Annotated in this window: 21 protein-coding genes; 9 read left to right on the top strand and 12 right to left on the bottom strand. The window is 63.9% G+C overall.

The genetic code is table 11. The annotated features are described in order from the left end of the window. The first annotated feature begins 52 nt into the window (after positions 1-52). On the top strand, positions 53-757 hold the full coding sequence (locus MIC97_RS19075; protein ID WP_239801566.1) for a GntR family transcriptional regulator: 705 nt from the start codon (positions 53-55) through the stop codon (positions 755-757). A gap of 137 nt (positions 758-894) precedes the next feature. After that, positions 895-1,857, top strand: a complete 963-nt coding sequence (locus MIC97_RS19070; RefSeq protein WP_239801565.1) for a dihydrodipicolinate synthase family protein — start codon at positions 895-897, stop codon at positions 1,855-1,857. Between the two features lie 60 nt (positions 1,858-1,917). On the opposite strand, the gene MIC97_RS19065 is transcribed toward MIC97_RS19070, so the two are convergent. The 6 genes from MIC97_RS19065 to MIC97_RS19040 all read right to left on the bottom strand — a co-directional run bounded on the left by MIC97_RS19065 (position 1,918) and on the right by MIC97_RS19040 (position 10,607). Beyond that, positions 1,918-2,955 carry an Ldh family oxidoreductase gene (locus MIC97_RS19065; RefSeq protein WP_239801564.1) on the bottom strand — a complete coding sequence of 346 codons (1,038 nt, stop codon included), beginning with the start codon at positions 2,953-2,955 and terminating at the stop codon, positions 1,918-1,920. Between the two features lie 138 nt (positions 2,956-3,093). Further along, complete coding sequence (locus MIC97_RS19060; protein ID WP_239801563.1) at positions 3,094-3,936, bottom strand: hypothetical protein; 843 nt, start codon at positions 3,934-3,936, stop codon at positions 3,094-3,096. Positions 3,937-4,073: 137 nt separating this feature from the next. After that, entirely contained in the window at positions 4,074-6,752 is a 2,679-nt protein-coding gene (locus MIC97_RS19055) for a TonB-dependent receptor (RefSeq protein ID WP_239801562.1), read from the bottom strand. Between the two features lie 250 nt (positions 6,753-7,002). Then, positions 7,003-7,365 carry a dihydroneopterin aldolase gene (gene folB / locus MIC97_RS19050; RefSeq protein ID WP_183832255.1) on the bottom strand — a complete coding sequence of 121 codons (363 nt, stop codon included), beginning with the start codon at positions 7,363-7,365 and terminating at the stop codon, positions 7,003-7,005. A gap of 112 nt (positions 7,366-7,477) precedes the next feature. Then, positions 7,478-8,089 (bottom strand): 5-formyltetrahydrofolate cyclo-ligase, encoded by a 612-nt coding sequence (locus MIC97_RS19045; RefSeq protein ID WP_239801561.1) that lies wholly within the window; start codon positions 8,087-8,089, stop codon positions 7,478-7,480. A 145-nt stretch (positions 8,090-8,234) separates the two neighbouring features. Continuing rightward, on the bottom strand, positions 8,235-10,607 hold the full coding sequence (locus MIC97_RS19040; protein ID WP_239801560.1) for an aminomethyltransferase family protein: 2,373 nt from the start codon (positions 10,605-10,607) through the stop codon (positions 8,235-8,237). A 217-nt stretch (positions 10,608-10,824) separates the two neighbouring features. Here MIC97_RS19040 and MIC97_RS19035 point away from each other — a divergent pair, with 217 nt between their 5' ends. The 7 genes from MIC97_RS19035 (at position 10,825) to MIC97_RS19005 (ending at position 17,744) form a co-directional block, all read left to right on the top strand. Continuing rightward, entirely contained in the window at positions 10,825-12,192 is a 1,368-nt protein-coding gene (locus MIC97_RS19035) for an NAD(P)/FAD-dependent oxidoreductase (RefSeq protein ID WP_239801559.1), read from the top strand. Then, positions 12,189-13,043 carry an ABC transporter ATP-binding protein gene (locus MIC97_RS19030; protein WP_343060853.1) on the top strand — a complete coding sequence of 285 codons (855 nt, stop codon included), beginning with the start codon at positions 12,189-12,191 and terminating at the stop codon, positions 13,041-13,043. The genes MIC97_RS19035 and MIC97_RS19030 overlap by 4 nt, the downstream gene beginning before the upstream one ends. Continuing rightward, the gene (locus tag MIC97_RS19025) at positions 13,033-13,740 is read left to right on the top strand and encodes an ABC transporter ATP-binding protein (RefSeq protein WP_239801558.1); all 708 of its coding nucleotides are present in this window, start codon (positions 13,033-13,035) and stop codon (positions 13,738-13,740) included. Before MIC97_RS19030 ends, MIC97_RS19025 begins: the two co-directional genes overlap by 11 nt. Further along, positions 13,733-14,362, top strand: a complete 630-nt coding sequence (locus tag MIC97_RS19020) for a hypothetical protein (protein ID WP_239801557.1) — start codon at positions 13,733-13,735, stop codon at positions 14,360-14,362. Before MIC97_RS19025 ends, MIC97_RS19020 begins: the two co-directional genes overlap by 8 nt. A 140-nt stretch (positions 14,363-14,502) precedes the next feature. Further along, positions 14,503-15,801 carry an ABC transporter substrate-binding protein gene (locus MIC97_RS19015; protein ID WP_239801556.1) on the top strand — a complete coding sequence of 433 codons (1,299 nt, stop codon included), beginning with the start codon at positions 14,503-14,505 and terminating at the stop codon, positions 15,799-15,801. 70 nt (positions 15,802-15,871) lie between these two features. After that, positions 15,872-16,738, top strand: a complete 867-nt coding sequence (locus MIC97_RS19010) for a branched-chain amino acid ABC transporter permease (RefSeq protein ID WP_183832159.1) — start codon at positions 15,872-15,874, stop codon at positions 16,736-16,738. Continuing rightward, positions 16,731-17,744 carry a branched-chain amino acid ABC transporter permease gene (locus MIC97_RS19005; RefSeq protein ID WP_239801555.1) on the top strand — a complete coding sequence of 338 codons (1,014 nt, stop codon included), beginning with the start codon at positions 16,731-16,733 and terminating at the stop codon, positions 17,742-17,744. Before MIC97_RS19010 ends, MIC97_RS19005 begins: the two co-directional genes overlap by 8 nt. A 100-nt stretch (positions 17,745-17,844) precedes the next feature. Here MIC97_RS19005 and MIC97_RS19000 read toward each other — a convergent pair whose 3' ends face one another. From MIC97_RS19000 to MIC97_RS18975, 6 genes are all read right to left on the bottom strand, one after another. After that, positions 17,845-19,164, bottom strand: coding sequence for an aspartate aminotransferase family protein (locus MIC97_RS19000; RefSeq protein ID WP_239801554.1), 1,320 nt, complete (start codon positions 19,162-19,164; stop codon positions 17,845-17,847). A gap of 456 nt (positions 19,165-19,620) precedes the next feature. Then, positions 19,621-20,646 (bottom strand): AraC family transcriptional regulator, encoded by a 1,026-nt coding sequence (locus tag MIC97_RS18995; RefSeq protein WP_239801553.1) that lies wholly within the window; start codon positions 20,644-20,646, stop codon positions 19,621-19,623. A gap of 200 nt (positions 20,647-20,846) precedes the next feature. Next, positions 20,847-21,635 carry an SDR family NAD(P)-dependent oxidoreductase gene (locus MIC97_RS18990; protein WP_239801552.1) on the bottom strand — a complete coding sequence of 263 codons (789 nt, stop codon included), beginning with the start codon at positions 21,633-21,635 and terminating at the stop codon, positions 20,847-20,849. Beyond that, positions 21,632-22,570, bottom strand: a complete 939-nt coding sequence (locus tag MIC97_RS18985) for an SDR family oxidoreductase (RefSeq protein ID WP_239801551.1) — start codon at positions 22,568-22,570, stop codon at positions 21,632-21,634. Before MIC97_RS18985 ends, MIC97_RS18990 begins: the two co-directional genes overlap by 4 nt. Then, positions 22,570-23,490 carry a bile acid:sodium symporter family protein gene (locus tag MIC97_RS18980; protein ID WP_239801550.1) on the bottom strand — a complete coding sequence of 307 codons (921 nt, stop codon included), beginning with the start codon at positions 23,488-23,490 and terminating at the stop codon, positions 22,570-22,572. The genes MIC97_RS18985 and MIC97_RS18980 overlap by 1 nt, the downstream gene beginning before the upstream one ends. Next, positions 23,487-24,836, bottom strand: coding sequence for an NAD(P)-binding domain-containing protein (locus MIC97_RS18975; RefSeq protein ID WP_239801549.1), 1,350 nt, complete (start codon positions 24,834-24,836; stop codon positions 23,487-23,489). The genes MIC97_RS18980 and MIC97_RS18975 overlap by 4 nt, the downstream gene beginning before the upstream one ends. Positions 24,837-25,231: the final 395 nt, after the last annotated feature.

Raw genomic sequence — 25,231 nt, 5'->3', positions numbered from 1 at the left:
TTGAAGGCGAGGCGTGAAACCAGTATTCGTCATGTCGACAACAGGTGGCGGCATGAGCGAGAAAACGGAGACATCACAGGCGGAGCGCAAGCGCGGGGAGGGGGTCAGGCGCGTTTATGAAATCCTGCGCGACGACATTCTCGACCTGAGGCTGGTGCCCGGCAGCCCGATCGACGAGGTGCAGCTTGCCGAGCGGCTTTCCATGTCGCGCACGCCGATCCGCGAGGCGCTGGTGCGGCTGGCCGCCGAAGGGCTGGTGACGACGCTGCCCAACCGCTCGACCGTGGTTTCCAGCATCGACTTCCTCAACCTCCATACTTTCTTCGACGCGCTGACGCTGATGTACCGCGTGACCACGCGGCTGGCCGCCGAATTCCGCACGGATGCGGACCTGGAGATCATCCGCGCACGGCAGGCTGAGTTCACCCGCGCCGTCGAGGCGCATGATGCGCTGGCGATGATCGCCACCAACCGCGAATTCCATGCCGCGATCGCCGAGGCGGGGCGCAATCCCTATTACACCGGCCTGTTCTGCCGCCTGCTGGATGAGGGACGGCGCATTCTGCGCGTCTATTATTCGTCCTTCGACGACCATCTGCCCCGCCGCTATGTGGATGAGCATGAGGACATGATCGCGGCCATCGGGGCGCGCGACGTGGCCGAAGCCGACCGGCTGGCCAGCGCCCATGCCGACCAGATCGTGCGCCAGATACAGGACATGATCGCCCGCGACCGCCGCCGGCCCATCGCGCTGTAGCCACCCAAGCCCGATCCGCCCGCCTTCAGCGAAACGGCTTGCGCCGGCGCCTTTTTCTGCCGTACGATTTCTTGTCGACAAATAAAATACAAGTGGTATTATGGCATTCATCCAATCCGGCACAAGGGAGAGCCCTCATGAATGCGCAGATCTTTTCCGGCTGCATGCCGGCGCTGATGACCCCCTGCACCCCCGACCGCAAGCCCGATTTCGATGCGCTGGTGCGCAAGGGCAGGGACCTGATCGCCACCGGAATGTCGGCCGTGGTCTATTGCGGCTCGATGGGCGACTGGCCGCTGCTGACCGACGCCGAGCGCATGGAGGGCGTGGAGCGTCTGGTGAAGGCGGGCGTGCCGGTCATCGTCGGCACGGGCGCGGTCAACACGGCAAGTGCTGCGGCCCATGCCGCCCACGCGCAGAAGGTGGGCGCCAAAGGGCTGATGGTCATTCCGCGCCTGTTGTCACGCGGGCCGTCGCCGGCCGCGCAGCGCAATCACTTCAAGGCGGTGCTGTCGGCGGCGCCCGACCTGCCGGCCGTGATCTACAACAGCCCTTACTATGGCTTCGCCACACGCGCCGATCTGTTCTTCGCGCTCAGGGCCGAGCATCCGAACCTCGTCGGCTTCAAGGAGTTCGGCGGTGCCGCCGACATGACCTATGCCGCCGAAAACATCACCAGCGGCAGCGATGCGGTGGCGCTGATGGTGGGCGTCGACACCTGCGTTTTCCACGGCTTCGTCAATTGCGGCGCCACCGGCGCCATCACCGGCATCGGCTGCGTGCTGCCGCGCGAGGTGCTGCATCTGGTGTCGCTGTGTGAGGCGGCGGCGAAGGGCGATGTCGAAGCACGCCGGCTTGCGCAGGAGCTGGAGCAGGCGCTCGCCGTGCTCTCCGCCTATGACGAAGGCCCCGATCTGGTGCTCTATTTCAAGCACATGATGGTGCTGAAGGGGAACCCGGAATACGAACTCCACTTCAACGAGAGCGATACGCTGAGCGCCAGCCAGCGCGGCTTCGTGGAAACGCAGCTGAAGCTGTTCGATGACTGGTATGCGGGCTGGTCGAAGCAGTCCGGCCTTGCGGAGCGCAACGCCGCCTGAATCGGCATCACGGAAACTGCCAGAAAAAAGCCCTCCGGCGGAGGGCTTTTTTTATCGGCATCAGGCTACGGCATCGAGCCCCAGCGCTTCCAGCCGGTCGAGCTGCGCGGCCTCGGCGGCGGTGAGGGTGATGCCCTCTGACAAGGTGCGCTTCCTCGCCGCGAAGCGGCGTTGCGAAGGCAGGCGCGCGCCCTGTCCGGCGATGGCCTCCAGCAACACCTCGGCGCGGGCGAACGGATCGCCCGGACGCCCGGCGGCAAACCGCTGCGGGCTCATGGCGATGATCAGCTCGCCGTGACGCGGGGCAAGCGTGGTGGTGCCGAGAAAATCTAGCGCCTCGCTGCTGGTGAAATCGCCGATCATGGTGCCGGCCAGCAATTCGATCATGGTCGAGATGGCAGAGCCCTTGTGGCCGCCGAAGGGCAGCATGGCGCCGGCCAGCGCAGCCTCCGGATCGGTGGTCGGCCTGCCCTCGCTGTCGACCGCCCATCCTTCGGGCAGTTGCCGGCCTTCACGCCGGTACAGCTCGATCTCGCCGCGCGCCGCCACGCTGGTGGCGAAGTCGAACACATAGGGCTGGGCCGGATCGACGCGCGGCCAGCCGAAGGCGAACGGGTTGGTGCCAAGCAGCGGCTCCTTGCCACCGGAAGGCGCGACCGTGGCATAGCTCGGGCACATGGCGATCGCCGCCACACCCAGCGCGGCAAGCCTTTCCACCTCCGGCCACAGGGCCGAGAAATGCGTGCAATCGTTGATGACGAGCGCCGCGATGCCGAGCTTCTTAGCGCGTTCGGCGAGGATCGGCGCGCCCAGTTCGAAGCCGGCGCAGGAATAGCCGCCACCGGCCTCGACGCGCACCACCGCCGATCCGTCGTCGCGCAACACAGGCTTGACGTCGGGCACCACCTTGCCGGCCTTCACCGTGCGCAGGCAGCCCTCGATGCGGTAGACACCGTGCGACTTGCAGCCATCCCGCTCGCCCGCAACGATCACCGCGCCAAGCGTGGAAGCGTGCTCCTGCGAAAGCCCGGCCTTGCGGAAAATGGTCTCCACCCGGCCTTTCAGTGCCTCGACGCTCAGATTCACGCTTTCACTCATTTTGACGTCTTTCTTATCAGTAACTGGCTTTCGACGATTCCTGCGTTCGTCCCTATCATGATCGCCACCGCGCGGCCACCGACAGGTCCTTGTCCTGCCGGCATCGGCCGGGAGGTTATTTGGTCCCGGAATATGCGTTCAGCCGGCGGCCTGCGCTTTTGAGAGGCGGTCAAGCAGCGCTTCCAGATCGATCGCCTGGCAGGCGCGGTCGAGTTCTTCGGCAAGTGCCACCGCCACCGCCTTGCCGGACCCGGTTTCGATCTCGGCCCAGTTGATGTGGGTCGGGGCCTCGATCCCGCTGTCGATGCCGATATCGGCATAGAGCGCGTTGATCGCGGCTGCGGCAGTGACATGATCGAGATCGGCAAACAGCGCCATATGGGCCAGAACCGCATGTTCGCCCGGCCGTCCGCGCCCCAGATTGCGCCAGCGCTGCGCCGTTCCGGCGAGCTTGCGGGTGCCGACGACGATGTTGTAGATGCCGTCGCACATGGTGCCGTGGATGGAGCGGAACGCACCCTCGATGCCCCTTGCGCGCAGCATGGCCATGACCGGCTCGCACAGCACCCGGTAGCTGGTTCCGATGCGTTCGCGCACCTGCGGCCCGATCGAAAACACCATGGACAGGTTGACCACGCCAGCACCCTGAACCACGGCCCCGCCGCCCGTATCGCGCACATGAACGGGAAAGCCGCGCGCGGCGGAGGCGGCGACGGCTTCCCCGAAGCCGGGGCGAACCGTATGGCTGCGCGGCACGACGATGCAGGTTCCGGTCTGCCACAGCGACCAGACCATACCGGGGCTGCCATCCGCCGCCGCCAGCATGGCCCGCTCATGCGCAAGCGCCTCATCATATTGCATTTCGGGCAACAGGGCCGGGGTGGAAACGTCCGCCCCGTTCTCCGACCCGGTGTCCACCACCGTGTCAGCCACCGTGTCCACCGCCGGCGGTGAGCCCGCAATCCGCGCCTGCGTCATCATTCCCTGCTGCCATCCTGATCGCGTCAGACAGGCACAAACGCTGCTTATCCCGCAGCGTCAACCACCTGACAGCCGAAAATGGCAGCGCGCCGGGCAATCTTCAACAGGCCCGGATTCACCGGGCCCGGCCGCGCCTGTCAGAATTTGGCGCTCAGCGAGGCCCAGAAGGTGCGGCCCGGTCCCGGAATATTGGCCAGCCCCAGCGGGTCGACGTAGTGAACGTCTCCCACATTGTCGATCCTGAAATCGGCCTTCAGGCTTTCGCTGATTTCATAGGAGGCGAAAACATCGACCAGCACATAGGGCCGCCAGTCCACCGGCACGATGAAGGGTGCAGCGCCCTGCGCCGTCGGCTGATCCGCCCTGATGGTGCGCGGCCCCACATGCGTCGCCCGCGCTCCCAGCGTCAGTGCATCGTCGAGGAATTTATGCGATGCCGTCAGCGAGGTCGTGTATTTCGGCGGTACATGGTTGGTTGCATAGTCGCCATACAGCGAACTCCTCTGGCAGGCCCCCGATTCCGGGCAGAACGCCATGTCGGTGTAATAGGAGGCGCCCAGTTCGAGCTTCAGGCCCCCGAGCGCATAGTGCCCGGAGAACTCGATGCCCTCGAACTTCGCCCGGGCGATATTGCCCACGGCCGGCCCGTCATAATTGGTGCCGAAACTCGTGGTCACATTGACGATGCGCCGGGCGATATAGTCATCGACGTCATTGTGAAACCAGCCCAGTTTCAGCTTCAGATCGTCATCGGCAAACAGCACGTCGCCAGCCTGATAATTGACGCCGACATCCCAGTTGTGGGCGCGCTCGGGACGCACACCCGGCGCGTTGAACGTCGCAGCAAGAGCCGAAGATTCCGCCAGCGCCGGCATGCGCAGCGCTTCCGAATAGCGGGCGAAAAGCTGCAGGCCCTCGACAGGCTCAACCGAAACGCCGAGGGTCGGGCTGATGCCGCTGGCGCTTCTTCCCCGCTGCTGCCCGGCGAAGGAATTGGCAACGCTGTCTTCCTTCGTGCTGCGATCGCGCGCCGAGAAATCCTGATAGCGCAGGCTGCCGTCGATGGTCAGCCAGTCCAGCGGCTTCCAGTTCGCATTCATGAAGCCCTGCCATTCGTGGCGCACGCCGTTGGGCGGCAGGAACTCCTCCACCGCCCGGCTGAGTTCCGTCGGTCTGGTGTCTTCGTGAAGATAGGACAGTCCATAGTTCAGCGATATGTCTCCTAAAGCCGTTCCAAATCGCGAGGTGTTGGAGACATCGGCTCCCCACTGCCGCGTATCGGTGCCGACGATAACGCGTGTCTTGAGCGGATCGGGCAACCCCATCTGCGCCAGGGTGAGAGAGTGCGCAGTGGTCGGGTTGCGGATATCCAGCGAGGTCAGCCACAGGCCCGAGCGCAGATCTATCAGATCATTGTCATCCGGGTTCCAGCGATGCCGGGCCGAATAACGGTCCACGGCCGCGGTGGAGGTCCAGCGCTGCGTGGCCTGCACAGACGTCATGCTGGACAGGATGGAGGCGCGGATATCGCCGTGATCGCTTCTGAACCCTGTGTGGGACAGTTCCAGAGAATGATCCTGCGGCAGATCGAACTTTGCCTTCAGCAGCCATGAATCGGTGTCGCTGGAGGTGTTGAGCACCTTCTCGCCACCCCGGTAGAGCGAAACGCCGGTGTTCTCGTAATAGCTGGGATAGTTCGTACAGAACACGTAACCACTGCCATAATCCCGGCAGATCGAGCGCGGGCCGACATCCTCCGAGCTTGCGGCGGAGGGACCGTTTCGGCCGGCATGATAATTGCCGTTGCGCCGTCCGGCATAGGCCGCAACGAATTCATAGCCTTCTCCCTGCGCCGCCCCGGCAATGCTGCCAAAACCCCGGGTCGGCTCCAGCAGGGCAGGGCGCGCCATATCGGCAGGCCCCAGTACCGTTCCCGGCTTCGACTGCGAGAAATACATGCCACCGACCGTGCTCCTTGCAGGAACGCCGGAACTGTTGCTGCCAAAGCCGCCTTTCAGGCGTATGCCATAGTTACGGCCATCCAGAAGAATGTCGGATGCCTTGAGCGTTTCCATGCTGACGGAACCGGCAATGCCGCCATAGGCGCCGGTGCCCGGACCTTTCTGGATGCTGATCCCGCCGATCAGGTCCGGATCGATATAGGAGCGGTTACCGACGCCCTGATAGCCCTGATAGACAGTTGCCGAGGAAAGGCTGCCATCGACGCTGATCGGCACCCGCCCCATTCCCTGCATGCCCCTTATGTTGACATCTATGGCGCTGCCATTGCGCGCTTCACCCGACAGGACGCCGGGAGTGCCGGTGAACATGTCGGACGGGGTCGTTCCCCGGAACCGCTCGATCCGCTCGCCGCTGATGTAGGCCGTTGGCGCCGGCGTGCTGAACGGCGCATCGGCCGGGCTGGCGTTCTGCAAGCCGCTCACATTGATGGTTCCAAGAACCACGGCGCCGCTGGCATCGAGCGGCGCACGCGATGCCGAAGCGGGATCGGAGATGGTCACCGTGCCGGCATCGGTGAACTGATAGACGAGGCCGCTGCCGTCCAGCAGCCGCGACAGCGCCTCTTCGCGGCTGAAGGTGCCGGAAAGGGCAGGGCTCGTCTTGCCGGCCACAAGCTGCGAGGGAAACAGAAGCCGGATCCCGGCCTTGTCGGCAAAGGCAGTCAGGGCCGAACCCAGATTCTGGGCGCCGATGTTCAGCGACAGGGTTTGCGTGCCCTGCGCGTGCGCAGCCGTGACCGGCCCGGTCCCGGTCACCGTCGTCAGCGCAACGGAGCCCAGCAGGGCCGCCCTCATCAGAAATCGTGAAAAAGAAACTCCGTCCGCCGTAACCGCCGCTTCGCGCATGCCCCATCCGCCTGTCTTGCAATCCTGAAAACGAGGAGGGCGTGGCTGGCGCTTTGTGACGTGATCTTGGCTGGCCCTCACATCAAGGACGAAACGGGGGCGGCGGTTCTGCACCGGCTTTTTCAAATAAGATGACGCTTTCTGTCATCTTATTGAAAATGCATCGCTATATTTTTATGCGGTCACACAGCGACGCGTTTCAAAGACCGGCGGCCGGACCCTGCGGCCAGACGATCGTGACCTCGACATGATCGAGCACGCCGCGCACCGGGGCGTTGGGTTTGCGCACCGTGATGCGGGCGCGCATGATCTGCGGGAACACCTCGCAAAGGGTGCGGCTGATGTCGAGGGCCAGCGTTTCGATGAGGAAGCGGCGGCGGCCGGTGACGATCTTCTCGATCTCCGCGAAGGCAAGCCCATAGTCCACGGTCGCCTCGATGCAATCCTCCTCGATCCCGACGGAAGGCCGCACATCGAGCTCGGCGTCGACATAGAACCGCTGGCCGAGCCGCTCTTCCTCATCGAGCAGGCCGTGGCGGGCGAAGAACGCGCAGTTCTTCATCGTGATCCTGTAGGTCGTGCCGGTGGTGTTGCGGCGGAAAATCCGGCCTCCGGGAGCGGAGGTGCCGGCAATGGCGGGGTCGAGAAGCAGTTCGTCAGTGCTCATGGGAGCCTCATTCATCTGTCACGATTGCATCCATGGGAATGTCCAGGGAATGCGGATGGATGGTCGCAAGTCTAGCGCCGGCATAGCCGACCCCGAGCTTGAGGGGCCGCTTGCTCATCGCCGCAAGGGTGCGGTCGTAGAACCCGCCGCCATAGCCGAGACGGTAATTGGCGCTGTCGAAGCCGACGACCGGGGAGACGACGATATCCGGCTCGACCACCCGCCCGCCGGACGGAACCAGAATGTTCCACACACCGCGTTCCAGTGGCTCGCCGGGCGCCCACAGCCGGAATTCCAGAGGCTGCGCCTTGGCGATCACCACCGGCAGCGCGATCCGGCCGCCTGCGGCAATGACCTTCTCAGACCATTGGCGCAGATCCGGTTCACCCCGGAACGGCCAGTAAAGCGAGACGATGCGCCCCTGCGGAGCGCCGACCAGACGGTCGAGGCCTTCGGCGATCGTTCGGGTTCTGGCAGTGCGTTCGTCCGCGCTCATGGCAAGACGCTGGTCGATCAGACGCTTGCGCTCCGCCACGCGCCACTGCGAAACTTCCCTGGAAAGTTCCGAGGGTGGCCCGTCAGGCCGGTCTGGTGTCGGATTGGAGCCCTCTCCAGCCATCGCCTCTCCTCACGCCTTCTCCCTGATCTCCGGCTTCAGACCCTGAAGCGTGTCGCGATCCTTCAGATCGCTACGCTTTAAGCTCTTGTTTGCACGCATGTCGTTTCCCCGAAACCGGTTCCCCTTTCGGGCGACATGCTCTAGCTCAGGACCTTGGCCTTTCCTTCTTCGGATCATAATGCGCGAATGCGACGATTTTTGCCGGAAGGCGCTTTTGATGCCCGTCGAGCTTGCCGATTTCGACTTCGGTGCCGACGGCGGCATGGGTGGCGTCGACCCTTGCCAGCGCGATGTTCTTCTTCAGAAGCGGCGAGCGCGTCGAAGAGGTGACCTCGCCGATCTGGGCGCGCCCGATATGGATGCAGTCGCCATGGCCGACGGCGACATTGCTGTCGATGTCGAGGCCGACCAGCTTGCGCACCGGATGCTCCTTGCGCCGGATCAGCGCCTCGCGGCCGATGAAGTCGTCGGTCTTCGACTTGAGCGGCACGGTGAAGCCGATGCCCGCCTCGAACGGATCTGTCTGGTCGGAGAACTCGTAGCCGGCGAAGATCAGGCCGGCTTCGATGCGCAGCATGTCGAGCGCCAGCAGCCCCATCGGCTTCAGGCCGTGCGGCTGGCCCGCCTCCCAGATCGCATCGAAAACGGCACCCGCATCGCGCGGATGGCACCACACCTCATAGCCGAGCTCGCCCGTGTAGCCCGTGCGCGACACCACGACCGGCGGTCCGTTCTCGCCGCCGATGCGGCCGATGGTGAAGCGGAACCACTCCACCTCTTCGAGCTTCGGCTGGTGCGGCGGGGTCCAGATCACCTCTTTCAGGATGGCGCGGCTGTTGGGGCCCTGCACGGCAACGTTGTGCATCTGGTCGGTCGAGGAGCGCACCATCACCTTGAGGCCGAGCTTTTCAGCAACTTCACGCAGCCACACGCCCGAATAGTCGTCGCCGCCGATCCAGCGGAAATTGTCGAGCCCCAGACGCAGCAGCGTGCCATCGTCGATCATGCCGCCATGCTCGTAGCACATGGCGGTGTAGACCACCTGGCCGACGCCGAGCTTCTTGACGTCGCGGGTGAGCGTATATTGCAGCAGCGCCTCCGCATCCGGGCCGGTCACCTCGAACTTGCGCAACGCCGAGAGGTCCATGATCACCGCCTTCTGGCGGCATGCCCAGTATTCCTCGATCGCCCCTTCCTTCGCGAAGGAATTGGCGAGCCAGTAGCCCTTGTACTCGACGAAATTGCGGGTGTGCTGGGCAAAGCGCGAATGGAAGGCAGTTTCTGTTGTCATTTTCGGCTCGGAATCCGGAGTTACGCGGCGGGCGATGGCACGTGAGAACCTGTTCTTGTCGGAATAGGTGCGCACATGAATGTCGGAGAGGTTCCAGCCATTGGCCGGAGAGGTATCGTCAGGACAGGCCGACGACACGCACACGATGTCGGTCAGCGCGCGCAGCAGCACATAGTCGCCCGGCCGCGACCACGGCTCGTCGGAGAACATCACCCCATGGGCATCGACGCCGGTGTTGAAGAAGAAGTTCGCCGCCATCCAGCCGGCGCGGGGGCGAACGCCCTTGTCGGCCAGCGCGCGGTTGAAATTTTCCGAGCAATTGGCATGGCCGGGATAGCCGATGTCGTCGTAATATTTGGCATAGCAGGCCAGCGCGAAGGCGTCGTGGCGGCCGCAGGTGTCCTGCACCACTTCCACCAGCGGCTCAAAGTCCTGATCGTAATATTTGGCGTGCAGGCCGGGCATGGCATAGGCATGGCCGAGCACCGAGCGGGTGGCGGTGACGTCGAGGGGATTGTCGATGCCCTTGTCGAGCTTGCGCGCCGAGAAGCACTGGAAGTCGGTGCACTGGCGCCCGTCGACATCGATGATCTGGATGAACTCGCCGGCGCGCACGAAGAAGGACTGCGCGGTGGCCGATTTTACCCTGAGATCAAGGACCGGATCGGCCAGCGGCTCGGGCAGTTCGGCACCCTTGACCTTTTTCTGCACGCGCGCGCGGCGCACCAGAACCTGAATGGGCGTGACAGTGTCATGGCCGTCGATGGCCATCGGCCCGCCGGGGGCCGCAACCACAAGGCTGCCGTCACGGGTAATGGTGAAGGCCTCTTCGTCGCCGGCCGGGCTGTCGCTGCCGAACACCCGCACGGCATCGGCATGGGCGAGATCGATCCTGCGGCGGGCAAGGCCGGCGCGAAAGGCGCTCAGGCTTTCATTGTCGCCGGAAAGCAGGGCCTGAAGACCCGGGGCACTGGAGTTGGACTTCACGCCCAGAATGGAGGCATCGGTGCGGCCCGAGGCATCGGCGGCGACCAGCTCGCAGGCCTGACCGCCTTCCATATCGCGCACCGTGATGACATCTCCTGCCTCCACGGACACGAAAATCGCGCCGGCGCCCCGCACCTCGTATCGCTCGGTTCCGGCAGGAAGCGCAAGGCCAGAAGGAAGCCGGATTCCGCTCGGACGAGGCGGACCCGGAACGACGTCCGGATAGACTGTTTCCTGCAAGTTTGCCTCCCAGCGAATTTTCTTGCTTGTCAACTTTATTAAATCAGAAGAATAATCCACACGGAACTGCATGGCAAGTCCGGAACGTTTGCGGCTGCCGCTTTTCCTGCCAGGAATAAACGAATGTCACACAATGCATTGACAGCAGGATGAAACCAAATACCATACTGATGGTGAAATAATTTTCGTCCAAGAAAACAATATGGGGAGGACGCGAATGAACAGGAGGGTCGCCGTTATCGGCGCCGGGCCGTCTGGCCTTGCACAATTGCGGGCATTTCAATCGGCAGCGAGCAACGGAGCTGAAATCCCGGAAATTGTCTGTTTCGAGAAACAGGCAAACTGGGGCGGGCTGTGGAACTATACCTGGCGCACCGGCCTCGACCAGTATGGCGAACCCGTTCACGGCTCCATGTACCGCTATCTCTGGTCGAACGGCCCCAAGGAAGGCCTTGAGTTTGCCGACTACTCATTCGAGGAGCACTTCGGCAAGCAGATCGCATCCTATCCGCCGCGCGCGGTTCTGTTCGACTATATCGAAGGGCGCGTGAACAAAGCCGGCGTGCGCGACTGGATCCGCTTCGAAAACGTCGTGCGGCTGGTGGAGTGGAACCCGGACACCAAAAAATTCACGGTGACGGTTCAGGACCTGCCGAACGACCATTGCTATTCGGAAGAATTCGACAATGTCGTCGTCGCCTCGGGTCACTTCTCGACGCCAAACGTGCCCGAATTCCCCGGCTTCGACCGCTTCAACGGCCGCATCCTGCATGCCCATGACTTCCGCGACGCGCGCGAATTCGCCGGCAAGGACATCCTGCTCATCGGCACCAGCTATTCGGCCGAGGACATCGGCTCGCAGTGCTGGAAATACGGCGCGAAATCGATCACCAACTGCTACCGCACCAGGCCAATGGGGTTCGACTGGCCGGACAACTGGGAAGAAAAGCCGCTGCTGGAGAAGGTGCATATCAACACCGCAACCTTTAAGGACGGTTCGACGAAGCACATCGACGCCATCATCCTGTGCACGGGCTACAAGCATCATTTCCCGTTCCTGCCGGACGATCTGCGCCTGAGGACGGCCAACCGGCTGGCGACAGCCGATCTCTACAAGGGCGTCGCCTATGTCCACAATCCGGCGCTGTTCTACATCGGCATGCAGGACCAGTGGTTCACCTTCAACATGTTCGATGCCCAGGCCTGGTGGGCGCGCGACGTCATGATGGGGCGCATCGGCCTGCCCGCGAGCAAGGATGAAATGGTCGCCGATGTCGAGGCGCGCGTTGCCGCCGAGGATGCCGGCAAGGACGACTACGACGCGATCCGCTATCAGGGCGAATACGTCAAGGAACTGATCGCCGAGACCGACTATCCGAGCTTCGATGTCGACGGGGCCAACGAAGCCTTCTTCGAATGGAAGAAGCACAAGAAGAAGAACATCATGGAGTTCCGCAACAACTCCTATCGTTCCGTCATTACCGGCACCATGGCGCCGCCGCACCACACGCCGTGGAAAGACGCACTCGACGATTCACTTGAAGCCTATCTGGGAACGGAGGCCACGCCCGCCGCAGCAGAATAAAATCGGGGCATGCCGGCGAATGGGAAAACCCACGCTGGCATGCATTTAACGACAGTAACCAATGGGAGGGTCCACTGTCCGACGAACCTATTCTCGAACTGCGCAATGTCATAAGGAAGTTCGGAGGGCTCACAGCCGTCAACGACCTGTCCTTTTCCGTAAAGCGCAACAGCATTCACGGACTGATCGGCCCCAACGGGGCCGGTAAAACCACGACGTTCAGCCTGATCAGCGGCTATTACCGGCCAACGAGCGGCAGGATCCTGTATCAGGGTGAGGACGTTTCCGGGCTGAAGACCAGCCGGCTGGCTCAGCGCGGCCTGATCAGGACGTTTCAGGGCACCACCCTGTTTCATGAGTTCAGCGTCATCGACAATGTGCGGGTCGGCTGCCATCGCAGCGCCGGCGCCGGCTTCTTCTCACGCATAACGGGCGCGGATGCCCCGACCGAGAGGGAAGCCGACAGAAAGGCGCATGAAGCGCTGGAGCTGTTCGACCTCGGCGCGCTGGCCAACGAGCCGGCCTCCAGCCTGCCGCACGGCCACCAGCGGGCGTTGGGCATGGCGGTGGCGCTGGCCGCCGATCCGACGCTGATCCTTCTGGACGAGCCGTTCACCGGCATGAACCCGGAGGAAACGCGGCGGATGATGGAGCATGTGCGGCGCATCCGCGCCGAGCGCGACATCACCATCATGCTGGTCGAGCACGACATGCAGGCCGTCATGGGCCTGTGCGAGCGCATCACCGTCATGAATTTCGGCCAGTTCCTGACCGAAGGCGCTCCGCAGGAGGTCGCCAACGACCCGCGCGTCATCGAAGCTTATCTGGGGCGTAACGAAGATGCTGCTTGAAGTCCGCAACCTCCACGTCCACTACCAGAAGGTGGCGGCCCTGAAAGGCATCAGCCTTCAGGTCCCTTCCGGCGGCATCGTCACCATTATCGGCGCCAATGGCGCCGGCAAGAGCACCACCTTGCGCAGCATTTCGGGCCTTGCCCGGCCTTCCGGTGGAGAAATCCATTTCGAGGGCGAGCGCATCGACACCATGCCGGCCGAAAAGATCGTGGCGCGCGGCATTGCCCATGTGCCGGAAGGCCGCCGGATTTTCCCCGACCTCACCGTCGAGGAAAACCTGCGCATCGGTGCCTTCCTGCGCAAGGACACGGCAAAGATCGAACGCGACATCGAAGACATCTTCGAGCGCTTTCCGCGCCTGAAGGAGCGGCGCACGCAATGGGCCCGCACCCTTTCCGGCGGCGAACAGCAGATGGTCGCCATCGGGCGGGCGCTGATGTCGGGACCGAAGCTGCTTCTGCTCGACGAGCCGTCCATGGGCCTGTCGCCGGTGATGGTGCAGGAAATGGCGCGCATCGTTTCCGACATTGCCGAGACCGGCGTGCCGGTGGTGCTGGTGGAACAGAATGCGGGGCTGGCGCTGCGGCTCGCCTCCTATGCCTATGTGCTCGAAATCGGCACGGTGGCCGTGGAGGGTGCTGCGGCCGACCTGAAGACCAACGACCATGTGCGGAGGGCCTATCTCGGTGCATGAGACCCGGACCCTTGCCGAACTCGTCACCGCCGGCTGGAGCGAAGCCGACCTGCAATGGGAAAAACTGGCGGAAGCCGCCCTTGCCGCTCTCGCCGAGGGACAGGTGGAACCGGCGCGCGAACTCTATGCGCAGGCGCTGCGTGTGGCGCGCACGGAATTTCCGCCAAACGACCCGAGGCTCGCCGCCAGCCTGAGCAATCAGGCCGTCGTGCAGCCCGTGTCCAGCGGCCGGATCGAGGCGTCGGCCGCGCAGGCCTGGGCTTCATGCGGCCGCTGGATCGATACGATGACCGCGCCGCGCACGGCGCGCTCCTCGCTCTTTCATCTGCGCATGGAGCGCCTGCACCGGCCCGCCTACGAGGAGCGCTGGCGCATGAAGGCCCGCGACATGCTTGAGACCCTGCGCCGCGACCATGGCGCAATGGACAGCCTCGAACTGCTCGACCGCGACGCGGCGGCACAACGTCTTCTGCAATGGGATCGTGAACGCCCCGCAGGGATGAACGACCCACGAAAGTTCATGGCAGCGATGATCCTGCTCGGCTTCCGCCGCAAGGCGCAAGGCGCGGGCATGGGGCAAGTGCATACCCAGGCGCATACCGGGGCCACCAGCCTCCAATAAACAAGAGTGAATTCTGACAGGGGAACAGGGTGCGCGATCCAATCGCGCGCCAGCATGCCCGGCTCTGCCCGTTTTCCGGGCATGAGGCGGATTCTAACGCGGTAGCTACTTTTTCAGAACGCAAAGCGGAGGAGACTGCAATGAAGCCTGCATCGAGCATCACACTGAACAGACGAACCTTGCTGACCGGCGCGGCCAGCGCCGCGCTGCTGCCCGTGGTGGGCATGCCGAAAGCCAGCTTCGCACAGGACAACGTCGTCAAAATCGGCTTTCTCGCCCCGCTGACGGGCGCCGTGGCGGCATGGGGCAAGCCCGGCCTCGACGGCTGCAGGATCTGGGCCGACTGGGTCAATGAAGCCGGCGGCGTCGAGGTCGGCGGACAATCCTACAAGGTTGAGCTCGTCTCCTATGACGACGAGGACGACGCCGGTAAGGCGCGCACCGGCGCAACGCAGCTCATCCGCGAAAACGACGTCAAGTTCATCATGATGCTGGGCGGCAACTCGTGGCCGGGCGTGGAGGAAATTGCCGCACGGCAGGGCATGATGGTGTCCACCCTGCTGCCGAGCGACCTGACCCCCGACACCGAAACCCTGATCGCGCCCTGCGAGGTGCATCCGATCTACAACGTCACCGGCGTCGACTGGCTGGCGGCCAACCGGCCGGAGCTGAAGACGGCGGTGGTCTGCGCGCAGGACGATGCGCTGGGCAAGCCTTCGGTCGCCACCTATCTCGCCGCCTTCGAGGCCGCCGGCATCCAGATGGCGAGCCCGCCCTTGTTCTTCGATCCGGCCACCACCGATTTCGCGCCGGTGATGACCCAGCTTCTGGCCAACAATCCCGACATATTGTGCCTCGACACCTGTTATGCCGACTATGTCCAGCCGCTGTGCGAGCAGGCCTTCCAGCAGGGCTACAAGGGACAGATCATCTCCTGCACGCTCGACTTCTACCAGCGCATCGTGGAGCGCACCTCCAAGGAGTTCATGGAAGGCGTCATCTTCCAGTTCCCCGATTTCGATGATCAGGCACTGAACGATCCGCGCATCAACTTCAGGAAGCCGAACGAGTTCTATGCCGAATATGTGAAGCGCTATGGCGCCAACGAATGGTCGGCGGTGTCGTGGGAATACTCCTCGATCCTCGATCTGTGGGCGGACGCCGCCCAGCGCGCCGGCAGCATCGAGCCCGATGCGGTACTGGCCGCCATGAAGGATGGCGGCACCGGCAAGCATGCCTTCGGCGAGGCGCGCTGGTGGGGCAAGGATCTGTTCGGCATCGACAACGCGCTCGTCGGCGACTGGCCGGTCGTGGTGATCCGCGACGGCAAGGCGACGATCGCCGAATTCCGTTCGATCCCGGAGTGGTGGGACAAGAACAGCGAATTGCTGCTCAAGCACATGTCCGATCTCGGCCTGTTGTGGAACCAGCGGACCTGAGCGCTGAGCCGGGCCGCGCGCCGGCCCGGCAGCCTCTCACCTGAAACCGAATTACAGAACGGGATACACTATGCCGGATTTCCTCCTGCAGACCGTGTTCAATGCCTCTTACGCCGCAAGCTACATGGCTCTGGTCGCCGTCGGGCTGGTGCTCATCTTCGGCGTGATGGGCGTGATCAACTTCGCGCATGGCGAGCTTTACATGGCAGGCGCCTATGCCATCGTCTTCTTCTATGCCTGGCTTGGCCTGCCCTTCGTGGTGGCCGTGGGGCTTGGGCTGTGCTTCGCCGGATGTCTGGGCGTGCTGATGGAGCTTGCGTTGTTTCGGCCGCTGCGAACCAATCCGCTCGGCGGGCTCATCGCCTCGATAGGCTTCCTGCTTATCCTGCAAACACTTGCCGTGCTCGGCTTCGGCCTGCGCAACCAGACCGTGCCGCCGGTGTCGCAGGGACGCCTCACCATCGGCGGCGCGATCCTGACCTATGAGCGGCTCTATGTGATCATCGCAACCGTGGTGCTGCTGGCCGTGCTGTGGCTGTTTCTCAGGCGCAGCAAGTTCGGCTGGGCGCTCAGGGCCTGCGCGCAGGATCGCGAGGCGGCCGCGCTGCAGGGCATTTCGATCAACCAGACGGCGCGCTACGCCATGTTCATCGGCGCGGCCCTCGCCGGTGTGGCTGGCGCCATGACCGCGCCGCTGGTCGCGCCCTCCCCCTTCATGGGCCACGGCATCATCGTCACCGCCTTCATCATCATCATCGTGGGCGGCATCGGCAGTCTGGAAGGCGCGGTGCTGGCCGCGGTGCTCTATGCCTTCGTCCACACCTTCGTCACGACCTTCTTCGATGGCGTCATCGCCAACATCGTCGGCCTGCTGCTGATGCTGGCCGTGCTGGTCGTCAAGCCGCAGGGTCTTTTTGGAGTGCGCGAACGTGCCTGAGAAAAACACCATCGGAGCCGCCGGCATCGCCGGCATCCTGATCCTCGCGGCCCTGCTCATCGCAGCCCCGCATGTCGTCAGCTTCTCGCAGCAGGAACTGCTCGTGCTGCTCACCATCAACGTGCTCGTCGTGGCGAGCTACAGGCTGCAGACGCTGACCGGCGAGTGGTCGCTGGCCCATGTGGTGATGATGGGCTCAGGCGCCTATGCCAGCGCGCTGTTTGCCAAGAGCTTTGGCTTTCCGGTGCCGCTGGCGATGATCGGGGGCGCCGTCGTCGCCGGGCTGGTCGCAGCACTGATGAGCTTTCCGCTGTTTCGTATGAAGGGGTTTTACTTCCTCATCGGCTCCTTCGCGGCCGGCGAGATCCTGCGGCTGATCTGGAAGCGCTTCACCAACCCGTTCGGCGGGCCGAAGGGCATCCAGCGCATTCCGGGTTTTCCCGAGATCGACCTCGGCTTCATCCGTATCGATTTCTACGATCCCGCCAACTACTATTATCTGGTGCTGGCGGTGGTGCTGGTGTCGCTGTGGGTTCTCTACCGGATCGAGAAATCGCGCATCGGGCTGACCTTCCATGCCATCCACTGGCAGGACAAGCTGTCGGAATCGGTCGGCGTCGACGCCTTCCGCTACCGCATGCTGGCCTTCGTCGTCGCCGCCTTTTTTGCGGGCCTCGCCGGCGCGCTCTATGCGCATTACCTCAGCACCGTCAATCCGAACCAGTTCGACGTCAACACAATGGTCTATGTGCTGATCTGGACGATCGTGGGCGGCACCACACGCTGGTATGGCCCGATCCTGGGGGTGGTGACGCTGACCATCATCGACGAGGTCATCCTGCGCGGCATCGGCGCCGATCAGGTTCGGCCCCTGCTCTATGGCGGCATCCTGATCCTCGCCATCCTGTTCCTGCCCAACGGGCTGGAAAGCCTCGTCATGCGGGCTTCCGACGCCCTGCGCCGCAATCGCGGACAGGCAACATCGGGGGCGATGGTGCGCGAGTAGGACAGGGCCTGTCAAAGGGTTCCGGGCACCCCTGCCCCGCAAACAAAAAAGCCCGGCCGGATGATCCGGCCGGGTTTTTCGACGTCTTCAGGCTGTCCTCTCACGCGAGGGAGTTGACGACCTTTTCGGTGATCTCGATGGTGCGGTCGATGTCGGCGTCGGTGTGGGCCAGCGAAATCGAGCCCTGCTTGGTGACGACGGGGAAATGGAACACGCCATTGTCGATCAGCGCACGGCGATAGGCGATGTCGCGCTCCATGTCGTTGTTCATCACCACATCGCGCCAGTTCACCGGCGCATGGTCCATGAAGTAGACGGCAAAGGCCGAGCCCTGACGCACGATGGTCGTCGGATAGTTGCGCTTTTCGAAGATGCTCTTCAGGCCCGCCTCAAGCCGCGCGCCCAGACGCTCCAGCCCGCCATAGACTTCCGCCTCACGGGTCTTCAGCCGTGTCAGGCAGGCCAGCGCCGCCGCCACGTTGACTGGATGGCCGTTGTAGGTACCGGCCACCGAAACCCGCTTCTTCGGATCGGGATGCGCGCACAGGCCCATGATTTCGCGCCTGCCGCCGACGACGCCCATCGGGTAGCCATTGGCCACCGCCTTGCCGAAGGTGCACAGGTCCGGCGTCACGCCCGACAGCGCCTGATAGCCGCCCAGCGCGTGGCGAAAGCCCGTCTTGACCTCGTCGAAGATCAGAACCGTGCCATACTTGTCGCACAGCGCCCGCAGGCCCTCCAGATAGCCGGGCTGCGGCTTGACGATGCCGATGTTCTGCAGGATCGGCTCCAGGATGATGGCCGCCACGTCGCCCTTCGCCAGCACCTTCTCGGCCGCCGCCAGATCGTTGAACTCGATGGCGCGCACCGTCTGGTCGATCACCTTCGGCACGCCGGCCGTCGTCACCGACAGCGGATATTCCTCGCCTTCCCGGTGATCCTCGACGAAGGAGCGCGGGTCCATCAGATTGTAGCTGACATAGTCGAAGCAGCCATTGTAGCCACCCTGCATGACCACCACCACATCGCGGCCGGTGTGGGCGCGCGCCAGACGCAGCGCATAGCCCACCGCCTCCGAGCCGGTGCTGGTCAGCTGCAGCTGCTCGATGCCCGGCACGCACTCGACCAGCAGCTCGGCCACCTCCGCCTCCCACGGCATGGTGCCGGCGCCGATCAGCGAGGCGCCCGAGCGGATCATGGCGATCACCGCCTCGTCGACCTCCGCATCGCCATGGCCGAACAGGTAGGGCGCAAAGCCGGCATGGTAGTCGATATATTCGTTGCCGTCGGCATCGTAGAGATAAGCGCCCTTCGCCCGCACGAACAGCTTCGAGGGCGTGATAGCCCGGTTCAGCGACATCGTTCCACCAGCAATGTACTGGCGCTGACGGTCAACGGTGCTTTGCAGAGTATCCGGCATGGTATCGGCTTTCATGACATGAGGAAAATTTCGCAGCCGCCCATGAGTCTTTCCTCCCACAGCACCGGCCTGCCGACTTGATACGGGTAGGTTTAACGTTAAGTCAAGCGTAAAGCCGTATGCCAGTGTGCTGATCACATCCTTTTCGGAGATCAAAACGGAAAGCCGGGGGACCCTGTCAGCCGATCCGGTGCTGTGCGGTGGTTCCCGCAGACCGGCATATGCCTCCACGAAGCGTTGCGGGACATGGGGTTGCCGGTTGCAGCCGCGAAAATCGCTGCGGGCAATGCGATCCCGGGACATGGAGGCGCTCGGGAGCCATCAGAAGACACAAGGGACGATCCGACCTATCGCCGAAGCATCGGCCAAAAAACCGGATGCCACCTTTGGGTGCGATGCTGTGGCATTTGCCGATTTCTTGCGAAACTTCCGGCGTTACCAGATGGCGGCACTGTTTCAGTCCGGCGCAGGACTGCTGCCGGAAACAAAAAAGCCGGATGCGCGGGGAGTGGATTCCCGTTGCCGGCGGAAATTCGCCGGGGTCTGGCCAGTCCAGCGGCGGAAGGCTTTGGTGAAGGCGCTTTCATCGGAAAAGCCAAGCCTTTCGGCCACATCGCGCAACGGGCTGTCGCCGCGAAGCTGCTCCACCGCGACCGCATGCAGGCTGGCATCGCGCAGCAGCTTGAACGAAGTGCCCTCCTCCGCCAGCCGGCGGTTGAGATGGCGGCCGCTGACATTCAGCCGCTCGGCCACACGCTCCTTGCCCCAGCGCGGATGGGCGCGGATCATGCGCTGCACCTCTGCGGCAAGGCTGGCGTGACCAAGCTCGGCCAGCACCTTGTCGGTCAGGCCGCGCAGATGCTCGCGCAGGGTGCTGTTGGCCTGAATGAGGGGCAGGCCCAGTGCGGACGCGCTGAACATGAGCGCATTGAAGGGCTGGCCGAAGCTGACGGGAATGCGCAGCAGCGCGCGGTAGTGCGCCTGCGCCGCCAGCGGCTGATGCGTGAAGCTGAGCCCCGCCGGGCGGAACGCACCGCCCGTGGCCCATGTGCTGATCTGCAACAGGCCTGCCAGAACCGCTTCCACCCGCTCGGCCTGCCGCAGCGCCAGATGCGACTGGTAACGCACAGTCACCATATCGCCCTCGCTGTCGATCAGGAATTCGCCGCCCTCGCCGACGATGGGCGCGACCTCGCCAAGCTCTTCCAGAGCTTCGCCCAGCGTGTCGCAGGACACCAGCAGCATGCCCGCGCAATCCAGATGCCCGGCATGCAGTTCGAGGCCGAGGCGCAGGCCGGCCAGTGGATCGGCGCTGGCGCTGCAATAGGCTTCCCACAGCGCATCGAGCGTCGTCAGCGGCAGCCTTGCATTGTTCTCCACCGCCTTGCGCAGCTCTGCCGGCAAAACCAGCGCCAGGCGATCCGCGCTCTGGATCACCGCCCGTGCATAGAGCCGGTTGACGCTGAACAAATGCTCGCTCATTCCCGGATTGCCGCCTCCCCTGCCGACAAAGCCATAAGGCCGGTGCTCACCGGCGATCCGGGATTTGTAGAGCATATGGCAGGGCGAGGCCAGCGGGCAGCAGCCGGCCGGTCCGCACGACGAAAGGTCAGACCGTTCGGCCGGCTTGCGGCTGGAGCATTTATGCCACGCCAGACGTTTCCATCTGGCTGCCAGATGCTCTACTGCCGCAGCTCGACCGCGAATTTGCGCATCATCAGCCGCTGATAGAGATCCGGCGCAACCCGCCACAGAAAGCTTGCCGCCACGCTGGCGCGGTCGGAATAGACGCGCCGCCTGCGCTTCTCCAGCGCCAGCACGATGCGCTCCGCCATCCAGCCGGCATCCTTCGGCTTGCCGATTGTGGAGCGCGCATGGCGCGCGGGCTTGCCGTCATGGCCGAGCGCATTGGTCTCGATCGGCGTGTCGAGAAAGCTCGGATAGGCCATCAGCACGTGAACGCCGTGCTGCTTCTGCTCGCAGCGCAGCACCTCGAAGGATTGCGCCAGCGCCGCCTTCGCCCCGCAATAGCCGGCGCGGCCGAGCACCGGCATCCAGCCTGCCATCGAGCCGATGTTGACGATGCTGCCGCGATGCGCCTGCAACTGCGGCAGGGCCCCAAGCGCCAGCTCCAGCGGCGCCTGCCAGTCCACCTGCATCACCTTGCGCAGCACAAGCGGATCGGTCTTCGCCACCGGCGAGCGATGGGTGATGCCGGCATTGTTGACCAGCACGCTGACGCCGCCGAAACGCGCCTGCGCCCGCGCCAGCAGCTCCGCCTGATGGGCCACATCAGTGATGTCGCCCGCTATGCAGGCGATGCGCGTGACATCGCCAAGCTCACCGGCCAGCTTGCGCAGCACATCCGTATCGAGATCCGCCAGAACGAGATTGTGGCCGCGCCGCCAGAAGGCTCGGGCAAGTGCCTGCCCGAGCCCTCCCCCGGCCCCTGTGATCAGAACGCTGCTCACAGGTCCCCCCTTGCGCGTGCGTGCTGCACGTAGAAGCGGAAGGTTTCTTCCGATGTCTTTTGCGGCCGGTAGCCGAACTCCTGCTTCAGCCGCGTGTTGGACAGGACCGGCCTGTAGCGCAGGAATTTCACCTGCTCCGGCCCGTAACGGCCCTTGCCGAGAAGGCGCGCGGCCCGCAACGCAGTTCTGACAAGTCCGGCCGGCAAAGTGAGCACCGGCTTGCCGAGGATGGCGGCGATTTCGTGCACGCTGAGCGCACCGTCGCCCGCCATGTTGTAGATGCCGCAGCGGTCGCCGCGCAGCCCGTGCTCGATGGCTGCCACCACATCCTCGTCCCAGATGAAGACGAAGGGAGACTTGCTGCCGCGGATCGACAGAATGCGCTTTGCCCGGAACAGGTTGGTGATGAGGTTCTGCGTCGAGGCCCCCAGAATGGTGCCGGGGCGCAACACCAGCTGACGCATCTGCGGGTGGCTTTGCCGGTACTGCGCCAGCATCTCCTCGACCCTGCGCTTGTGATCGGAATAGGCGATCTCCGGATTGCCGCGCAGGGGCTGGTCCTCGTCGATCCATTCGGGGTTGTCGGCATGATAGCCATAGGCCGCGCCGGAGCTGGTGACGGTGATGTGTCCGACGCCCGCTTCCAGGCAGCACTCCACCACATTGCGGGTGCCGTTGACGTCGATGTCGAACTCGCGGGCGCGGTCGGTGCCGGAATCGAGCACCGAAGCCAGATGCACCACATGGGTGATGGCCTGCTCCTTCAACAAGTCGGCCAGCGCCGCGTCGCGCACATCCATCCGGTGCACCGGAAAGGGCGCATCCGGGCGGGGGCGAATGTCGGTGCCGATGACGGTGAAATCCCGCGCCAGCCGGCTGCCGAGCAGGCCGCCGACATAGCCGGCCGCCCCGGTGATGAGAATTTTTGTCTGCATCACTGTTGCCCTGCCGGTGCAGGCGTATCGCGGATGGGGATGCGCGACCAGATGCAGGCCAGCGTCAGCCCCGAAACCAGATGCCACACGCCCCAGAAGGCGGTGATCAGCATCATGCCGCCGGCATTGGGCATGAAGGTGAACAGGATGACCAGCCCGAGGCCGGAATTCTGGATGCCCACCTCAAGCGTCACGGCGCGGGTGTCGGGCGTGTTCAGCCGCATCAGCCGCGCCATCGCAGCACCCAGCAAAAGCGCCATGGTGTTGTGGGCGACGACCAGCCAGAAGAAAGTGTGGAAGCGCTCCACGAACAGGGTGTAATTGTTGCTGAAGGCGATGGCGACGAAGGCAAGGAAGATCAGCAGCGCGAAGATGCGCAGCGGCGGCTCGACCTTTGCCGCGAGACCCGGAAAGCGACGGCCGACCGCCATGCCGATGACCAGAGGCAGGCCGAGCACGACGAGCACCAGAAGCACGATGTCCTTGCCATCCACGGCGATGGAAACGAGCAGGTCGCGCGTGTTGGGATTGAGCCAGCCATAGAGCGCGAAGTTGAAGGGCGTCAGCACCGTGGCCGCGAGGCTGGACACCGCCGTCATGGAAACCGAGACGGCAACATTGCCGCGCGCCAGCCAGGTCATGATGTTGGAGAACGCCCCGCCCGGACAGGCGGCGACGAGGATCATGCCGAGCGACAGTTCCGGGTCGATGCCGAAGAACCATGTCGCGAAACAGGTCGCCGCCGGCAAAAGCAGGAACTGCGCGAACAGGCCGGCGAACACCGTTCGGGGCTGCGTCACCACCAGCCGGAAATCGGCGGGCTTCAGCGTCAGCGACACGCCGAACATCATCAGCGCCAGAAGCAGGTTGAGGATGACGAGGCTGGCGGGATTGAACTCGATGGGAACCGGACCGCTCATGGCTGCACCTCGACCCTGTGGTTGATGCGGGCTGCACCCGGCGTTGCCGATCCCAGTTGCCGGCGCAACTCATCGGCATGGGATGCGACGGCCGCCCGGTAGCTGTCCTTGTGAACGTAGTAGGCCATGCGTTCGAGATCGAGATAGGCATAGCCGCCGTCGATGCGTTCGGTGGCAAGCCGTGCCTTGACTTCCTTCAGCCGCGCGGCAGCCGGCACGCCTTCTGCCAGCCCGCGAATGTAGAGCGCGGCCAGCTCCGCCTGCTTGTTGCGCCCTTCCCAGCCGAGGCCGGCGGCCTCGATCATGCCCATCATGAACAAATTGTCGTGGTCGGGATGAAAGACATTCAGATAGAGCCGGGGCGCGCCGGCCTGCTGCGGCCAGTTGAGTTCCGACCTGTCGATGAACGGATAGTCGAGCTTGTAGCCGGTGGCCAGCAGGATCAGGTCGTACTCGCCCCGCCTGCCGTCGGCGAAGACGACGCCGGACCCATCCAGCCGGGCGATGTCGCCGCGCGGGCCGATGTCGCCCTGCCCGATATGGTGCAGGATCAGCGAATTCATCACCGGATGCGATTCATACATGCGGTAGTCGGGATCAGGCAGGCCATATTGCGAGGGCTTGCCCATCACCGCCCGCACCAGCAACGAATCGAGAATCTGCTTGAGGCGTCGCGGAAGTCTGAGCTTGCCGCCAAGCGTGTCGGTCGGCTTGCCGAAGATGAATTTCGGGATGAAGTAATAGCCGCGCCGCACCGAAATATCGACGCTTGCCGCATGATGCACCGCATCGACGGCGATATCGGCCCCCGAATTGCCGCAGCCGACGACCAGAACCCGCTTGCCCGTGAGCTGCGAGGGCGAGCGGTAGTCGGCCGCATGCATCAGCGTGCCGGAAAACGCGCCCTCGAAGCGCGGCATGTTGGGATGATGCAGCGTGCCGCTGGCAATCAGTACGCCGGCGAAGCGGCGGGTCTGCTGCCGGCCGCCGCTTTCCGTGGTCACCAGCCAGCCATCGCCGTCCCGCTTCATCCCGATCACACGGGTCGAGAACTCATAATGGCGCATGAGATCGAAATGGCGGGCGTAATCGCGGAAATACCGGCACATGGCGTCATGGCGCGGATAGGTCGCAACGCCTTCTGGCATGGGGAATTCGGCGAACTCGGTCGTCGTCTTCGACGAGATCAGGTGGGCGGTCTCGTACATGGTGCTGTGCGGATTATCGATGTCCCACAACCCGCCCACATCGCAATGCAGCTCGAAGCCGGTGAAGGCGATGCCCTGCCTGTCGAGATTTCGCGCCACAGCCAGCCCCATCGGGCCGGCACCGATAACCGCATACATGGCGTTTCCTCTCTCCCCGCGCAGGCATATGCAAGATGATGCAGGAGCCCGGCCGCCAGAAAACAGCGCAGGGCACTCCTCCCGCAACGGACCGCACTCCTCCCGCGATCCGCCGGTGATCCTGCCACAGCGCCGGCTGCGCGTACCGGGACAAATGGGACACCGGCCCGTCAATTCGGGACATGAGACCGGCGCGCGCCATTTTCTTCAGGTAACGAAGGCGTTACCGCTGTTCAAAGGCACCATTGTGGGAAGATGGCCCTGTGCATCTTGTGCAGGCCTCTGCGCGCCTCTACATCAGCCCCGTCCGGGTTTTTTTCCGGGCAGCCACCTCTTCAGGGGCCGGGATTCCCGCATGGGAAGCCAGACCCTGAGGTGACCGCACCAATTGGGGA

The organism is Aquamicrobium sp. NLF2-7 (genome assembly GCF_022359935.1).
In the GTDB taxonomy this organism is placed as follows: domain Bacteria; phylum Pseudomonadota; class Alphaproteobacteria; order Rhizobiales; family Rhizobiaceae; genus Mesorhizobium; species Mesorhizobium lusatiense.
The sequence above is the reverse complement of the archived record's forward strand: the minus strand, read 5'-3'. Positions and strand labels throughout refer to the sequence as shown.

Bases quoted from the DNA above. Each gene is read 5' to 3' on its own strand.
- MIC97_RS19075 (WP_239801566.1), top strand. From the start codon at position 53: ATGAGCGAGAAAACGGAGACATCACAGGCGGAGCGCAAGCGCGGGGAG.
- MIC97_RS19070 (WP_239801565.1), top strand. From the start codon at position 895: ATGAATGCGCAGATCTTTTCCGGCTGCATGCCGGCGCTGATGACCCCC.
- MIC97_RS19065 (WP_239801564.1), bottom strand. From the start codon at position 2,955: ATGAGTGAAAGCGTGAATCTGAGCGTCGAGGCACTGAAAGGCCGGGTG.
- MIC97_RS19060 (WP_239801563.1), bottom strand. From the start codon at position 3,936: ATGATGACGCAGGCGCGGATTGCGGGCTCACCGCCGGCGGTGGACACG.
- MIC97_RS19055 (WP_239801562.1), bottom strand. From the start codon at position 6,752: ATGAGGGCGGCCCTGCTGGGCTCCGTTGCGCTGACGACGGTGACCGGG.
- folB (WP_183832255.1), bottom strand. From the start codon at position 7,365: ATGAAGAACTGCGCGTTCTTCGCCCGCCACGGCCTGCTCGATGAGGAA.
- MIC97_RS19045 (WP_239801561.1), bottom strand. From the start codon at position 8,089: ATGGCTGGAGAGGGCTCCAATCCGACACCAGACCGGCCTGACGGGCCA.
- MIC97_RS19035 (WP_239801559.1), top strand. From the start codon at position 10,825: ATGAACAGGAGGGTCGCCGTTATCGGCGCCGGGCCGTCTGGCCTTGCA.
- MIC97_RS19025 (WP_239801558.1), top strand. From the start codon at position 13,033: ATGCTGCTTGAAGTCCGCAACCTCCACGTCCACTACCAGAAGGTGGCG.
- MIC97_RS19015 (WP_239801556.1), top strand. From the start codon at position 14,503: ATGAAGCCTGCATCGAGCATCACACTGAACAGACGAACCTTGCTGACC.
- MIC97_RS19010 (WP_183832159.1), top strand. From the start codon at position 15,872: ATGCCGGATTTCCTCCTGCAGACCGTGTTCAATGCCTCTTACGCCGCA.
- MIC97_RS19000 (WP_239801554.1), bottom strand. From the start codon at position 19,164: ATGCCGGATACTCTGCAAAGCACCGTTGACCGTCAGCGCCAGTACATT.
- MIC97_RS18995 (WP_239801553.1), bottom strand. From the start codon at position 20,646: ATGAGCGAGCATTTGTTCAGCGTCAACCGGCTCTATGCACGGGCGGTG.
- MIC97_RS18985 (WP_239801551.1), bottom strand. From the start codon at position 22,570: ATGCAGACAAAAATTCTCATCACCGGGGCGGCCGGCTATGTCGGCGGC.
- MIC97_RS18980 (WP_239801550.1), bottom strand. From the start codon at position 23,490: ATGAGCGGTCCGGTTCCCATCGAGTTCAATCCCGCCAGCCTCGTCATC.
- MIC97_RS18975 (WP_239801549.1), bottom strand. From the start codon at position 24,836: ATGTATGCGGTTATCGGTGCCGGCCCGATGGGGCTGGCTGTGGCGCGA.